Source organism: Streptomyces sp. NPDC030820, from assembly GCF_055572075.1.
On the sequence record NZ_JBVIEB010000030.1, the window covers coordinates 1 to 12916 of the forward strand.

The window sequence follows — 12916 nt, forward strand, 5'->3', positions numbered from 1 at the left end:
GAACAGCGTCCATAACTCATCCGGCACCAACCGCTCAACCAGATCCGTCATGCACGGCTCAACGAACGATCACGCCAAAGGAAACGACGTCTAAGTCATCGGCCGGACCCACTTCGCCTCCGCGATGACGTGCCAGATCGTTGCCGTGACTCTGCGTCCTCCCACGCCACGACGACCGAGTCACGCAGGGAGCGATCCGGACTGCCGGCGCGGCCGGAATTTCGCCTACTCGTCATCTCCAGGCCGCCATTGATGCCATGTCGCGCTCCCTGATGCTCCAGTTCACTGGAGCGCCCCCCCCCGCAACCGGACCTGAAAGAGGGACGCATCTTGAGACGAACGCTAAGGCGCGGGCTTGTCACGCTCGCCGCCGTCGGCCTTGCCTGCAGCGTGGGGTCTGCCGGCACGGCATCGGCGGCCGGCAGCACACTCCCCGGCAGCACACTGGCGCTCGCCGTGTTCGGCGACTCGCCGTACGGCAAGTCGGCGTACGCACCAGCGAGTCAGAGCGCCGACACCTCGCAGTTCCAGAAGAGCCCGGCGTTCATCGGCACCATCAACAGTGACCCGGCGCTCAGCGACGTCATCCACGTGGGCGACATCCACTCGGGAAAGGAGTTCTGCACCGAGGACTACGACGCCTCGATCGCGTCCGTGTGGCAGACCTTCACCAAGCCGCTCGTCTACACGCCGGGCGACAACGAGTGGGCCGACTGCCACAAGGCGTCGAGTCTCACCTCCCCCGGTGAAGGCGGCGGCTTCTACGACTCGGCCTCCGGTGCGATCAACTACATCGGCACGAGCGGCCTGTCGACCAACCCGGCGGACTGCGTCAGCTACCACTGCGGCAACCCGCTCGACAACCTCGCCGAAGTCCGGCGGGACTTCTTCGCGCAGCCCGGCCACACCCTCGGCAGCGGCACACTGAACGTGGTGTCCCAGGCCACCGCCTACGACCCGAGCCACCCGGCCGACGCGCAGTACGTCGAAAACGTGATGTGGGCGCAGAACGACATCGTCTTCGTGACCATCAACGTGCCGGGTGGCTCGAACAACGACGCCGACCCCTGGTACAAGGTGCCGACCGCGACTCAGGCGCAGACCGACGAGCGGACCAACCGGACCGCGGCCGACGTCCGCTGGCTGGATGCCGCCTTCGCCGATGCGCGGGCCAGGCACGCCAAGGCAGTGGTGATCACGGCGCAGGCGGACATGTGGGACCTCGACGGCAAGACCAAGGACCACCTGACGAACTATGAGCCGATCATCAGCGAGGTCGCGGCGAAGACGACCGAGTTCGGCCGTCCCGTGCTGATGCTCAACGGTGACTCTCACCTGTACCGCTCGGACAACCCGCTGTCGCCGACGGCGACGTGCACCGGCGAGACGGACCCGGCCACCGGCGCCGGCGTGTGCGCCCACGACCCGGGGAACAACGCGTGGAACGAGCACCCGTACTACAACGTCTCGAACTTCCACCGGATCGTGGTGCACGGCAGCACCACCCCGCTTGAATGGCTGAAACTGACCGCAGACCCGAACGCCAACTACGCCGTGACCGACTCGACCTACGGCCCGTTCAGCTGGCAACGGATGCCGCAGCCACAGCTGTAGACCCGCTGAGCGCGACGACCGGCCATGGTGTCCTTGGTGTATATCTGGCCGGTCGTGCCCCCCCCGGGAACATTGTCGATACGCGCCGCGAACAACCTCGAAGTCGCTCCAGCGTGTCAACCTCTCCGTGATGGTGAGGATGCTGTGGAGGACGGGAAACAAGCCTCCGGGCTCCCGGAACCCCTCCCTACCCTCCGGGAATCATGGCAACGGAACACGCGCAGCAGCCCCGGCCGACCGTCGGGCATTCCCGCAGACGTTTCCTCACGGCCGTCGGCGGCGCCGTCGGCGCGACCGCGTTACAGCCCGGAGCGCGGGCAGCCGCGGCCACGCCCTCCCGCCGCCGCGTCGCCGTCCTCGGCGGCGGCGTCTCCGGGCTCAGCGCCGCCCACGAACTCGCCGAACGCGGCTACGCCGTCACCGTCTACGAGTACTACGACACCCTCGGCGGCAAGGCCCGCTCGATGGATGTCCCCGGCACGGCCGCCGGCGGCCGGGGGCCCCTGCCCGGCGAGCACGGCTTCCGCTTCTTCCCCGGCTTCTACCGGAACCTGCCGGACACGATGCGCCGCATCCCCTTCCCCGGCAACGCCGACGGCGTCCACGGCAACCTCCGCAACGCCACCGAGGAGTTGTTCGCCCGCGGCTCGGGCCGCCCCGACCTGCACTTCCCGCTGCGCCGGGTCACGACCCCGCCGGCGCCCGGCGACGTCACCGCGTCCTGGATCCGCGACCAGATCCTGTCCGTGCTGGATGTGGGCACCCGCCTGCCCGCCCACGAGGTCGCCTACTTCGCCGACCGTCTCCTCGTCCACCTCACCAGTTGCGACGCACGCCGCGAGGGCCAGTGGGAGAAGGTCGCCTGGTGGGACTTCATCCGCGCGGGAGAGATGAGCAGGGAGTACCAGACGCTCCTCGGCATCGGGCAGACCCGCAACCTCGTCGCCACCCGGGCCGAGGTGGCGTCGACCAGGACGGTCGGCCGCGTCATCATCGAGGCCCTGATCCTGTGGGGCCTGCTCGGCCGCGGGATGGACGGCGACGCCGACATCGACCGCGTCCTGAACGCCCCCACCAGCGAGGCCTGGATCGGTCCCTGGGAGGCGCATCTGCGCTCGCGCGGCGTCGAATTCGTGACCGGCACTCAGGTATTGGAGGTCGGGTACGAGGGCGGGCGGGTGACCGGCGTCCGTGTCGCGGCCCGCGAGGGCGGCCACGAGCGCACGGTCACCGCCGACCACTACATCTCCGCAATGCCCGTCGAACATGCCCGCGCCACCTGGGGCAGGACGCTGCGCGCCGCCGACCCGCAGCTCGGCCGGTGCGACGCGTTGAAGACGGACTGGATGACCGGCGTGATGTTCTACCTGCGCACGCCCACACCCGTCGTGCACGGCCACATCAACTGCCTCGACTCACCCTGGTCGGTGACGGCCGTCGGCCAGGCGCAGTTCTGGGACGTACGGGACTTCTCCCGCGACTACGGCGACGGGCGGACCCACGATTGTCTCTCCGCGATCATCTCGGAGTGGGACAAGCCCGGCATCCTGTACGGCAAGACGGCCAAGGAGTGCACCAGGGACGAGATCGTCGCCGAGCTGTGGGCACAGCTGAAGGACGGGCTGAATGACTCGGACAAGACCACGCTCAGGGACGAGGACCGCCTCGGGTGGTTCATGGACCCGGCGGTGACGGGCCTGGGCGGCCCTGACCCGCACAACCGCGAACAGCTCCTCATCCACCCGACGGGCACGCTCTACCATCGCCCCTCGGCGCGGACGGCGATCCCGAACTTCTTCCTCGCGGGCGACTACGTCCGCACCGACGTCGACCTCGCGACCATGGAAGGCGCCAACGAGTCCGCGCGGCGAGCCGTCAACGCCCTGCTCGACGCGGACCGTTCGGACGCCGAGCGGTGCCGCGTGTGGGAACTGTACCGGCCGCCGGAAATGGAGCCCCTGAAGCGGATCGACGAGGTGCGCTACCGAATGGGTCTGCCCAACACCTTCGACCTGGGGTGAGCCGGAAGTGCCGCTGCTCCGGCGACCGCGGCGGGATCGGATCAACCAGCACGCGAGAATTCGAACCTGGTATGAGGCGCAACAGGGACCGGAAGTCCGTCATCCCTCTCAGTCGGTGCTCAGCCGCGCCCGTATCCCTTGCCCCACGCGTCTGCGTGCCACCTCAACGCCCGGCGCGCATAGGTGACACCAAGCCGGACGACCTGCTCGATCGTCAGGTCCGGCGCGGGGATGCTCCGGTAGACGAAGTCGGGCGCGAACCCGTTGAAGACCAACGGAGCGTTCGGGGCGGTTACAGGTCGCTCGGGACCGGTGTCGCCCAGCAGGGCGCGCGCCCGGTCGAAGCAGAAGTAGCCGCCGTAGGCGCGGGCCTCCTGCTCGCGGGCCGACCGCCTCGTCGCGCCTGGCCCGTGGCCGGAGCCCGGCCCGGTCAGGTAGACCAGCCGGAACTGGCCTTCCTGAATCTGCCAGCCGAAGCAGGGGGTCGTCTCCGCGGTGAACATCTCCACGATGCCCTGGCCCCGGCTCATCGCCGTCCGCACGATGGCCCCCTCCTGCTCGATCTCCCGCGCCAGCTCTGCCCGGACGAGGCTCGAGACGTGCAGGTAACGCATCTTCTGCACGGTCGCGTCCAGTCGAGCGCTCCTGAGGATCGCGACCGCTTCCTCCGGCAGCAGCAACGGTTCCGCCCCCGCGGGGGTGCCGACCTCTGCGGCCAGTTGCACGAGCTTGTCGATCAAGTCGAGCCACCGCTCGAACACATCGGCGCCGAACCCGTCCGTCCTTCGAAGATCGGGCAGACAGGGCCGCAGCGCTGCACACAGGTCCTCGTAGCTGCGGTAACGCCAGGTCAGACCGTTCGGAGTCGTCCATGAGCCGTCCGGCCAGCCGGGAGCGACCAGGCTGAGCAGTATCAGGACGGGATGGTCCAGACCGTGGAGCTTGCCCGCTGCGTACGCGTTCAACTGGCCGGTGTCCGGGAGCGAGAACACCTTGTTCTCGATCACCAGCGGGCTGCGCCCGGGATGCTCCACGACCAGATCGAGGTTGCGCCACTCCCGGCGTACGCTCGCCTCGCGTGCATGGCCGGTGCGGGGTACCTGCCAGGCGTCCAGCAACGCCTCGCCAACAAGTGGACATCGGTCGAGGTACCAGGCGAGGGTGTCGCTGTGGAACAGCTCCTTGCTGCCCCTGGACATCGCGAACACCACATCGCCGGTCAGCGACTCCACCAACGTCGCGAGCCGGGCGAACGAGTCGTCCAACGCCTTGCCTCCTCAGTTCCCGCGAACTCATTCGATACGTGGTGGATGGATCAGTACCGAATCTCGACGAGGCGCCCTTCCGCATCCGGCTCGGGAACCTCAGGAACGCGGTTCGCTGTCCCGAGCGCGATCCGGTGCGCCGACCAGGCCGCCACAGCGGCGTCGAGCACGTCGTCCACGGGAACGCGGTCCGCCTCGCCAAGTTCGTCCGGGAGCACGAGGCCGGCCTCGGCCAGCAGGGAGCGGCGCAGGTTCTGGCCGCGCCAGGTCTTCTTGGCGTAAGCCAGCGGCACTCCGCCGGCCAAGGCGTAGAAGGACATCTCGGGATGCACCTCGTGGACCCGCTCATCGGCGAGCCAGCACGCCCGCGCCTCCAGCAGCTTCGGCCTCAGCGCCCACGCCTGCCGGCTCAGCCGATTACCGGTGAGCTTCTGGCACAGGTCCGCGGCCGCCCTGTAGTCCGGCTCCTGCCACGCCGACCTTGGCGCTACAGGAAAAACGCTGCTGCGCCGCACCCCGAGCAGCGCCCTGGCCGCGAGATCTGCGGCACGCCAGCCCTTCTCGACAAGGCCCAACGGCATGTCCACCGCGATCGCATCCACCGTGGCGGCGCGCTCGATCAGCCTCTCGAGCCGGAGATCCACCAGGCTGCCCGCGTACGCCCCGTCCGTGAGCCTGATCCCCACCCACCCCTGCTTACCGCAGGCATCGACCCCAAGGACGTCCAACCCACGCCACCCCTCACGCACAAGTCCGAGCCGCAACGTAGCAGCACCCGCGGTCCCAGAAACCGCCACCCGCCGCCGTTCCCATCTGTCTGTGCCCGGCCGGGATGCGCACTGCGACCCCTGCCAACGCCCTGAACCGGCATCCGGCAGGTGAGCAGCGTGGAAGGCAGTCGGTCGGCGGTGGCCAACTCGCCGAGGAACGCGCTATGTCAGGGCCCGTTGTCCGCGCCCCGCGAACGGGCATGGGGTCACGCCCACGGCACCGCGGTGTGCTACGACGCACTTCCCGAGCCCGGCTGGACCGCACTGACGCTCAGAAGGCCGACCGTACCGGCGCAGGCCGTTGCGTTGTAGGCGACGTAGATCGGAGTCGTCTGGCCCGGCGGATAGACCTGGAGGTACTGCGCGCCCGTCGGATGGCACTGCGTCGTGGGGTAGTTACCGGCGTCTGTGATCCGCAGCAGCGCGTTGCCCGTGGCCCCCGGTGCCAGCGTCACCAGCGCGCGAGGGGCTGTGGTGTTCCGTGTGGCGGCCGGGCCGATCTGATGCACGGGGCTGCCGCCGGCGAGCGACACCCCGGGGTAGCCGTACAGGGTGCAGGTGGTCTGAGAGATGTTGGTGAAGTCGATCACCTGGTAGACGCTGCCGGCCGTACCTTGGCTGACACCTGGTCTGGCGTTCAGATCACGGGTGGCGCAGGCAGCGGTGCGCTTGTGCGTCGTCCCGGCCGACTGCGCCTGAGCGCTGGTGACGGTACTGCCGGACCGAGCCGTGTTGGCCGCGGCCGGCGTGGCCGGTGCCGTCGTGGCCGGTGCCGTCGTGACCGGTGCCGTCGTGACCGGTGCTCCAGAAGCCGTGACTGCAGCGGTGCCAACGGAGGAGGAGGTGGACGAGCCTGCGCTGCAGCCGGTGGCGAGCACCGCGACACAGGTGAGCGCGGTGGCCGGGAATACTCGCCGGAGCGTGAGTGGGGATGACATCGAGGTTGCCCTTCTGCTGCGCAAAGCGGCTCATTGGCCATGTGACACTCATGACGCCGCAGGGTGCCGCGCCGGTTGTACCGGACGCGTACCAGCAACTTCACTGTTGTGTCACGCCGCGCGGACCACGCGGGCCAAGGCGGAGCTTCGCTCACTGGCGGGCGGTGTCCGCCCGTCGCCCGGCGTTCTGATCGAGCCATGGTCTCCGACTGCGACTCGCCGCCCTGAGTGCGCGGTTGCTCGTTGATGTAGAAGGGCCCGGAGCCTCCACATTCGAGCGATCGCCAGCTTGTCCCTTCGGCTCGCGCCCTTACATCTCACGACCAATGCGACATTCATCACAGATTGGAAATATTAAGCAAAGCGACAGGTCTCCCTTAGTGTGGTCGGACATCATGCCTAAACCGGATGTACTGGCCATCTCCTTCGAGAGCCATCATCAGCGGACCCCGACTGTGGATGCCGCTGTGCCGTCGACCGGCAGCGCGCCTGCGCTCAGCCCTGCTTCGACGTGACCAGTACCAGCACCGATTTGAGCACCGAGTGGTGCCGACGGAGGTAGATCTGTGGCGTTGGCCAGAATCAAAGTGGCGACGACAACCGCCCTCACGGCGGCGATCGCGGGAGCCGTGCTCACGGCGTGCGGGCCGCACGCAGGCGGGCACACACCCCAGAGCTCGCCCAGCAGGGTGACTCCCTCGCCGACGCTCTCCTCTTCCAGGCCGCACTCGTCGTCCCAGGCGCCGTCGCCCTCGTCCGCTTCCCCGTCCGCGTCGGCATCCGGCCGCACGGCAGGAGGAACGCAGTCCAGCCGCAATGGAGGCTCCGCCGCGGTGCCGTCCGGTCCCGCTTCGCGGTCCGGCTCGGCGAACGCCTCGGGGCAGGTGCCGAGCGCCCCGACGGGCTCCGACGTGCTGGTCGCCCACGGGGTGGAGGGCAGCGGCAAGTCCGTAGCGCTCACCTTCGACGACGGCCCAGACCCGCGGTGGACCCCGCAGGTACTCGCGCTCCTGGCTCAGCACCACGCGAAGGCCACCTTCTGCGAGCTCGGGCCGCTCGCCCAGCGCTACCCGTACCTGACCAAGGCGATCGTCGCGGACGGGGACCGGCTGTGCGATCACTCGGTCCATCATGACGAGCAGCAGAACCGCAAGTCGGTCGAGTACAACATCCACGAGATCGTCGACGCCAAGCGCGAGATCACCGACGCCGCGGGAAGCGCCGTGAAGCTGATGTACTACCGGGCACCCGGCGGCGACTGGAGCCCGACGATCCGGGGGATAGCGGGCGCCAACCACCTGCAGTCGCTCGGCTGGAGCGACGACGCCAACGACTGGCGGCGCCCGGGTGTGGACGGCATCCTGCGCAACATCAACCAGGACTTGCGACCCGGCGCGATCATCTTGATGCACGACGGCGGCGGTGACCGTTCGCAGACGGTGCAGGCGCTCGCCCGTCTCCTCAACCAGCTGGACGCTGAAGGCTACGGCTACGGCTTCCCGGCCTGAGCCCGACGCTGTCGGGATCTTGCAGGCGTCAAGGTCATTCGTGGACGGCCCGCCAGGTTCTCAGCGGTGCAGTGGCATCCGGATCTTGAGCGGCCGGAGTCGCCGAGGTCGAACCGCACCCGGGTGACGTCGAGCCCCAGAAGCTCGGCAGCGAGTTGGATCATGACCGTGCAAGGCCATCGCCATGCTGCGGCTCGATGCTGCCCGGCGTGCACACGATCCGGCTCTCGCCGTCGTCGACGATCTCACGGTGGCGAGTTCCGAGTTCCGCCCCGGGTCGGCCTCCGCCGTCTCACCGGTACCACCGAGCCGGCCATCGTCACGACGACCATGAGAACAACTGCCCCGGCAAGAACAGGGGCCCCAGCCGCCTCCCGCGTGACTTACCGCTCCGGCAGCTCACAGCCTGGGACATGGCGAGCACGCCACAAGATGTGGGACGTCCGGGCTATCAGGCCTTGTGGCGCTGATAGTGGCGGGCGACGCGCACTCGGTTGCCGCAGCGGGCGGCCGAGCACCAGCGGCGGCGCGGATGGGCGGGCAGGAAGAGCATCACGCAGTCGTCGGCCTCGCACTCCCGGATCTTGTCGACAGCCGGATCTGCCAGCAGTTCGGCGACGGCCTCCGCGAGGAAGGCGGCCAGCCGCCGGCCCGGTGAGCCGTCGCGTCGGCGCGTGGTGACCACCGCCGAACCGCTCCACGCCAGCTCGTTGATCGCCGGCGCCGCACGCTGCGCCTGGTTGAGCGCCTGCAGGTCGGCAGCCAAGGGCTCGTCGCCTCGGCGTACGTGGTCGAGGGCGCGCGCGGCGTGCTCCCGTACGGCGCGCACGGCGGCCAGATCCGCGGCGGTCACCCCTTCCGGCACCTCGTCCGGGAGACGGTCGGCCTCGAGGGCCCACCACGCCCGCAGGTCCTCGGGTGTCATGAGCAGGTCACCAACGGTTGGCCGGGTGTTGACCAGGTCCAGCGCGAGGGGTTCTCCGATCAGGGGCACGAGTTCACTCATACGGCTAATGGTACATCGCCGGTTTGACACGTTAGCTGGATCCGGCCTATACCTAATGCGTCATACGACGAAGGAGGAATTAGATATGTCTACTGCAGTCGCCCGTACCGTCCACCGCCACCTGGAGGTCGACGGCGTCCGCGTCTTCTACCGGGAGTCCCTCCCCGACCGGGCGGACGCGCCCGTGCTGCTGCTCCTGCACGGCTTTCCGTCCGGTTCCCACCAGTTCCGCCGCCTCATCGACGTACTCGGCTCCCACTACCGGCTGATCGCCCCGGACTACCCAGGCTTCGGCCACACCCAGACCCCGGACGGTTTCACCTACTCGTTCGACCGGCTCGCCGACATCACCGAAGGCTTCGTCCAGCGTCTGGGCCTGGACCGGTTCGTGATGTATGTCTTCGACTTCGGTGCACCCATCGGCTTCCGCATCGCCGAACGCCACCCCGAGTGGATCGCAGGGCTCGTCGTGCAGAACGGCAACGCCTACGAGGAAGGGCTCTCGGACGCGGCACGCGGCCTCATCGGCCTGACCCCCGAGACGCCCGGCGCCGAGGACGCCATCCAGGGCATGCTCACCCTCGACGGCACCCGCAGCCAGTACGAGATCGGCGTCGCAAACCCCGGCCTGATCGCGCCGGACGGCTGGACCCTCGACCAGCACTTCCTGGACCTGCCGGGCCGCAAGGAGGCCCAGCAGGCACTGATCTTCGACTACCGCTCCAACGTCGAGAGCTACGACCACTGGCACGCGTGGCTGCGCCGGCACACCCCGCCCACCCTCATCACCTGGGGAAGCAACGACCCCTTCTTCCCCGAGCCCGGAGCCCGCGCCTACCTCCGCGACCTGCCGGAGGCCGAACTCCACCTCTTCGAAACCGGCCACTTCGCCCTCGAGACCCATCTGCCGGAGATCGCCCCGTTGATCGCCGGCTTCCTCGACCGCATCTGGAAGTGATCAAGCCCGCTGGGCGGGGATGCCGCAAACCGTCCGGCCCTCCGCGTCGACACAAGGAGAGTTGACGAGCAGCGTCACGCGGGCGAGGGCGGTCCCGGATGGGGCCGACGATGACGGTGCGATCTGGTCGACCATCGTGGACGGGCCGACCGGTTTCGCCGAGCCGGTGAACCAACGGACCCTCGTCATCGACGCGTTGCCCGCGCCCGGTGATCCGCTCCGCGAGGGCTTCCTCTTACGACAAAGCAACTACGAAGCGAGCCGTGCGCCGTCTCCGGTCAGCTCTCACCGGCGAGCAGCGGTGACCTTCACACTGCACTGCAGATCAGCGAGGTAGACCTGGGAGTGTCCGCTCGGGTCGAGCTTCAGCGGGCCGCCGCCTTTGGGGACTGTGCCCAGGTCGACGGCCTCTCCGTTTGCAGCGTCGCGTAGATCAAGCCTGCAGTCGCCGGCACCGTTGAAGTCCAACACCCTCACGGATATCGGCCCCCGCGCACTGAAGGCTTCGGTGTCGCCCGTGCCGTACTCCCGGGTGGCGGGCAGCACCGCCGTCCCCGCTCCGGATCGGTGGACCACCTGGCAGCCCGGGTTGTTGGCCGCCCAGCGAAACGGTCCTGAGGTGTGTGCCAGGAACGACTTGGTGCCGTAGTTCTCAAAGACCTGCTGCTGACCGGTGTCGGTGTTGGTCAGCGTAACGGTGCAGCCATTGTCCCGGCCCCCGATCTGGTCGCTGACGACGAGCCGCCACGGAGACGCCGCGGTGAAGCCTCCGGATGCCCGGCTGTTTCTCTCCTCGGACGGCTTGCTGTGCGAAACCTTGGCGGGCCCAGCGTGGTCCGGCAAGAGCTGGGCCGCGGCGGTTCCACCGGCCGCGAAGACCACGGCCGCACCGGCGGCATATGCGACACGTCGGCGCCGCGGGTGCTTCGCCGGTGTGACACCCCTGAGGCCCGGCACCGCTCCGTGCGGCGACTTCACGCCGCCCTGCAGGCCGGGCAGCACCCGCTCCACCTCATCCCGCATCGCCTCGGCGGTGGGGAAGCGGAGCGCCGGGTCCTTGCTCAGCGCTCGGGCCACCAGGGCGTCCACCGCCGGGCTGATCGCCGGGTTCATGCTGGACGGCGCGGGCGGCTGCTCCTCGATGTGCTGATAGGCGATGGAGAAGGCCGTGTCCCCGTCGAACGGCGGCCGCCCGGTGAGCAGTTCGAACAGCATGCAGCCCACCGAGTAAAGGTCGGTTCGGGCATCGATGCTCCTGCCCAGCGCCTGCTCCGGCGAAAGGTACTGGGGCGTGCCCACCACCATGCCTGTCTGCGTCATGGACGTCACCCCGGGCTGCAGCGCGCGGGCGATGCCGAAGTCCATCACCTTCACCACCCCGCGCGGGGTGACCATCACATTGCCCGGCTTGATGTCCCTGTGGACCAGGCCCTGTTCATGGGAGGCGGCCAGCGCCGAGAGCACATCCGCGGTGATCCTCAGAGCACGGTCGCAGGGCATCGCGCCGTGCTTGTCGATCTCCTCTCGGAGCAGTGCCGACAGCGACGCGCCCTCGACGTACTCCATGACGATGTACGGCACCGGGCCGGTGTCCGAACCGACGTCTTCACCACTGTCGAACACCGCCACGATGTTGGTGTGGCTCAGCCGCGCCACCGCCTGTGCCTCGCGGCGGAACCGCTCGCGGAAGGACGGCTCGTGGCCCAGGCCGGTGTGGAGCGTCTTGACCGCCACCGAGCGCTCCAGCACGGAGTCGTGTGCAAGGTGGACGGTGGCCATCCCGCCCTGGCCCAGTAGCTGCCGCAGCATGTACCTGCCGTGGCCCACCGTGCGCAATCCGGCGCCCGCCCCACCCGTAGTGTCATCACCCATCGGCCTCAACATCCCCCTCGCCCGCCGGGACGCGTACACCGCGTGCCCGTGGTCCGCAGACCGCCGGGCGGCCCCGCTCGGCCCCCCAAACGAGCACAAGATTATCGGCACGGACAACTGGACCACTCGCAGCGGTGGCCGACAGGTCGGCACCGCGGACACCACAGGTCTGTGTAAATCGCTTCACCGCCTCTGGCCTCGAGTCATGAACCTTGGCAGCGGTGGGGCAAGATCAGTCTTCGTGCTCGTTCGGCTGATCTACCTGTTCGCCACGCGGGTCTTCGCACGGCTGGCTCTGCTGCGCCGATCTACCGCGGCGAAGAACGCGGAGATCCTCACTCTGCGGCACGAGGTCGCGGTGCTGCGCCACCAGGTCGCCGCGCCAAAGCCGGGCTGGCCGGATCGCGCGCTGTTGGCGGCGCTCGCCCGGCTCCTACCGCGGGCGCTCCGCGTACACCGGATCGTCTCCCCACGCACCCTGCGCGCCTGGCACCAGCGCCTGGCCCCCTTCCAGGTCGCCCGCTGCTGCCCGACGAGCTTCGAGACCTGATCGTCCGACTCGGCGCCGAGAACCCTCAGTGGGAATTCCGCCGCGTGCACGGCGAGCTGCACCGACTCGGGCACAAGGTCAGCACGGCCACGGTGCGCCGCGTCCTGCATGCCGCCGGAATCAGCCCGGCGCCACGCCGCCACCCGGCGCGCCGCGAGTGGGCCGCCTTCCTCAAGACCCAGACCAGCGGATTGCCGGCCACTGACTCCTTCCACGTCGACACCATCGCGCTGCCTGGGCTGTACGTTCTGTTCGTGATGGAAGTGCGCACTCGCACCGTGCACATCCTGGGCGTCACCGCGCAACCCTGCTCTTGCCGAATACCTCATCCATGCAGCTGGGAACGGGTTTTCGGCACCAGTCGAGGCCGCTCGAGTCGCAGCTATCGCGCGGCGGCGGTCGGCGCGGCATGAT

The 12916-nt window shown here is 68.9% G+C and carries 11 protein-coding genes; 6 read left to right on the forward strand and 5 right to left on the reverse strand.

The window, feature by feature from the left end:
* The first annotated feature begins 330 nt into the window (after positions 1–330).
* The gene (locus ACZ418_RS42215) at positions 331–1614 is read left to right on the forward strand and encodes a hypothetical protein (protein WP_468374019.1); all 1284 of its coding nucleotides are present in this window, start codon (positions 331–333) and stop codon (positions 1612–1614) included.
* Positions 1615–1817: 203 nt separating this feature from the next.
* Positions 1818–3635, forward strand: coding sequence for a hydroxysqualene dehydroxylase (locus ACZ418_RS42220; protein WP_468374020.1), 1818 nt, complete (start codon positions 1818–1820; stop codon positions 3633–3635).
* A 119-nt stretch (positions 3636–3754) separates the two neighbouring features.
* On the opposite strand, the gene ACZ418_RS42225 is transcribed toward ACZ418_RS42220, so the two are convergent.
* The 3 genes from ACZ418_RS42225 to ACZ418_RS42235 form a co-directional block, all read right to left on the reverse strand.
* Positions 3755–4900, reverse strand: a complete 1146-nt coding sequence (locus tag ACZ418_RS42225; RefSeq protein ID WP_468374023.1) for a PD-(D/E)XK nuclease family protein — start codon at positions 4898–4900, stop codon at positions 3755–3757.
* Positions 4901–4950: 50 nt separating this feature from the next.
* The gene (locus tag ACZ418_RS42230; protein ID WP_468374025.1) at positions 4951–5628 is read right to left on the reverse strand and encodes a DUF429 domain-containing protein; all 678 of its coding nucleotides are present in this window, start codon (positions 5626–5628) and stop codon (positions 4951–4953) included.
* Positions 5629–5900: 272 nt separating this feature from the next.
* Positions 5901–6608 (reverse strand): DUF4232 domain-containing protein, encoded by a 708-nt coding sequence (locus tag ACZ418_RS42235; protein ID WP_468374028.1) that lies wholly within the window; start codon positions 6606–6608, stop codon positions 5901–5903.
* A gap of 833 nt (positions 6609–7441) precedes the next feature.
* Between ACZ418_RS42235 and ACZ418_RS42240 the strand changes: the two genes are divergently transcribed.
* A complete protein-coding gene (locus ACZ418_RS42240) occupies positions 7442–8116 on the forward strand; it encodes a polysaccharide deacetylase family protein (protein WP_468374031.1) in 675 nt (224 codons plus the stop codon).
* 451 nt (positions 8117–8567) lie between these two features.
* On the opposite strand, the gene ACZ418_RS42245 is transcribed toward ACZ418_RS42240, so the two are convergent.
* Positions 8568–9122 carry a CGNR zinc finger domain-containing protein gene (locus ACZ418_RS42245; RefSeq protein WP_468374033.1) on the reverse strand — a complete coding sequence of 185 codons (555 nt, stop codon included), beginning with the start codon at positions 9120–9122 and terminating at the stop codon, positions 8568–8570.
* A gap of 85 nt (positions 9123–9207) precedes the next feature.
* On the opposite strand from ACZ418_RS42245, the gene ACZ418_RS42250 reads away from it, so the two are divergent.
* Complete coding sequence (locus ACZ418_RS42250) at positions 9208–10080, forward strand: alpha/beta fold hydrolase (RefSeq protein WP_468374035.1); 873 nt, start codon at positions 9208–9210, stop codon at positions 10078–10080.
* A gap of 285 nt (positions 10081–10365) precedes the next feature.
* Here the strand turns inward: ACZ418_RS42250 and ACZ418_RS42255 are convergent, their stop codons facing one another.
* Entirely contained in the window at positions 10366–11952 is a 1587-nt protein-coding gene (locus ACZ418_RS42255; protein ID WP_468374037.1) for a protein kinase domain-containing protein, read from the reverse strand.
* A 241-nt stretch (positions 11953–12193) separates the two neighbouring features.
* On the opposite strand from ACZ418_RS42255, the gene ACZ418_RS42260 reads away from it, so the two are divergent.
* Complete coding sequence (locus ACZ418_RS42260) at positions 12194–12502, forward strand: integrase (RefSeq protein WP_468374039.1); 309 nt, start codon at positions 12194–12196, stop codon at positions 12500–12502.
* 44 nt (positions 12503–12546) lie between these two features.
* On the forward strand, positions 12547–12915 hold the full coding sequence (locus ACZ418_RS42265) for a hypothetical protein (RefSeq protein ID WP_468374042.1): 369 nt from the start codon (positions 12547–12549) through the stop codon (positions 12913–12915).
* Position 12916 lies beyond the last annotated feature (1 nt).

What these genes read in the sequence shown, in the direction of transcription:
- ACZ418_RS42250 (WP_468374035.1), top strand. Translation starts at nt 9,208, where the DNA reads ATGTCTACTGCAGTCGCCCGTACCGTCCACCGCCACCTGGAGGTCGAC.
- ACZ418_RS42255 (WP_468374037.1), bottom strand. Translation starts at nt 11,952, where the DNA reads ATGGGTGATGACACTACGGGTGGGGCGGGCGCCGGATTGCGCACGGTG.
- ACZ418_RS42235 (WP_468374028.1), bottom strand. Translation starts at nt 6,608, where the DNA reads ATGTCATCCCCACTCACGCTCCGGCGAGTATTCCCGGCCACCGCGCTC.
- ACZ418_RS42220 (WP_468374020.1), top strand. Translation starts at nt 1,818, where the DNA reads ATGGCAACGGAACACGCGCAGCAGCCCCGGCCGACCGTCGGGCATTCC.
- ACZ418_RS42245 (WP_468374033.1), bottom strand. Translation starts at nt 9,122, where the DNA reads ATGAGTGAACTCGTGCCCCTGATCGGAGAACCCCTCGCGCTGGACCTG.